Consider the following 1,825-nt stretch of genomic DNA (forward strand, 5'->3'; position numbering starts at 1 on the left):
AGGATAATAATATACCGTATTTGTTATTTGTTTGAATTTGAAAAAGGAACTTTCGGTTACTTTGATTTTGTCTGCTTTTTTCAAATATGGCGTTCCTGTAAAACCGAGAACATTTGTTACATTTCCTTTTTTATTCCATCCTGTAACAACTTTGCGTAGTTTTATCTCATCTTTGGCAGCGTGATGAACTTCATCGATAAATATGGAAAGATTGGGGATTTTTCCAATCAAATGCCGGAGTTCATTTGCCAGAATATCTTTTTCATCTTCCGTTCTTTCAAATGCTTCAAATTGGTCTGTTACTTCCATTCTATCGAGAATGACTTTTTCCGCATTCACAACAAAAATATAACCGAACGGATTCGGCAGACTCTGATTTACTTTTTGGGCATTCGGATTTCTGGCTTTATTGCTTTTCCTGGCAGATTTTGGCTGGTCAAGAATCCGGAATTTTAATAATCTCTTAATTTCGGATGCAGCAGGTTCGGGTAAAATCCAGGTTGGATTAAAATGTTCTATCGTTCTCAAACTGGGAATGATAGATGATTTGAGACCGGAAGGAATCAAAATCAGGAAATTATGGGAGAAGTTTTTGTTATCCGGTTCATTTATTGCAAAATATAAATCCAGATAGATAAAAGCAGCCATCAAAAATGTCTTTCCTGCTCCCATCGGCAGACTCATCAGATAGTCAGCATAATTGACATTATAAAAGATACTTTTTATAATTCTTTCGTATTCGATGGTTTCCGGCTGCTCAATAATCAATTTTTCCAGTTCCGGTAATAATGTTGTTTTTCCGTTTTTCTGTCGGCAGAAATCAAAAAGTGAATGAGCAGCAATATTGCTTTCCAGAAAATCACGAGCATTCAGATTGATATTTAGTTTTGATAAATCGGATCCGTTTGCAAAAAAACCTTCTGCAAATAATTGCCAAAGTGGTTTGTTATTTCCTTCAATCTTTAAGAACAGATAAATCTCAATTGCTTCTATTTGTGCTTCTCGTAAATTACCTATATAACGAATGTAATTCACCAAATCTTTAACAGCACAATCAGATGAATGCAACCATTGTCTTGTTTTTATTTTTATAATATTATTTAACATGTCTTTCCAAACTTTTTAAGTTTTAGAAACTATACAAGTTTTCCCAATTCCCCTGATTCAACCAACTCCACTAGTTCAACTACTTACTTCTTATATTTTGGAGTCCAATGCAATTCCGGCTTTTCATAAGTCAGATTCCAGAGGTATTTCTCGATTTTATCTTTCAGACTTTTATCGATCTCTTTTTTGATTGGATACACTTTAGCGTTTAAAACTCTTTTCAAAAGATTTACGGAAGCATTGATCGTATTTTTCAATCCTTTTTGAGAAACATATTTGGGAATATCATCCGGAGTATGAATGAAGAAATTTGCTTTTCCGCTGTGTCGAGCAATATTGATCGATGGAATTTCATAAACCGAAAAAGGCATTCCATCACTGCTGTAAATATCAAGTTTATTATGAAAAGCAATTCCTATTTCCTTTGTGATCCCGTCAAAATAACCGAGTAATTCTTTCGTGCCGATCACATTTGCAGAATCGAGTCCTACCGGATCTCCGGAAACATCGACATTAACGAGGAATGTGATTTTTTCTTCCAATTCTTTTTTATGTTTCTTCGCATAAGCCTGACTTCCTAAAAGACCTAACTCTTCACCGGAAAAGAAGATAATTCTCAAATCCCGTTCCGGTTGATTTCTGGAAAAATATTCGGCAATTTTCAATAAAGAAACAGTTCCACCGGCATTATCAGAAGAACCGGCACAACGCGCAACGC

Annotated in this window: 2 protein-coding genes; both read right to left on the minus strand. The window is 35.0% G+C overall.

All coding sequences use genetic code 11. The annotated features are described in order from the left end of the window. Positions 1–1,107: hypothetical protein (locus ENL20_11365; protein HHE39151.1), on the minus strand; the 1,107-nt coding region annotated here is incomplete at its 3' end. Positions 1,108–1,190: 83 nt separating this feature from the next. Further along, positions 1,191–1,825 (minus strand): M20/M25/M40 family metallo-hydrolase (locus ENL20_11370; protein HHE39152.1); only part of this gene is annotated, 635 nt, incomplete at its 5' end.

It is taken from the genome of Candidatus Cloacimonadota bacterium (genome assembly GCA_011372345.1).
Lineage (GTDB): Bacteria > Cloacimonadota > Cloacimonadia > Cloacimonadales > TCS61 > DRTC01.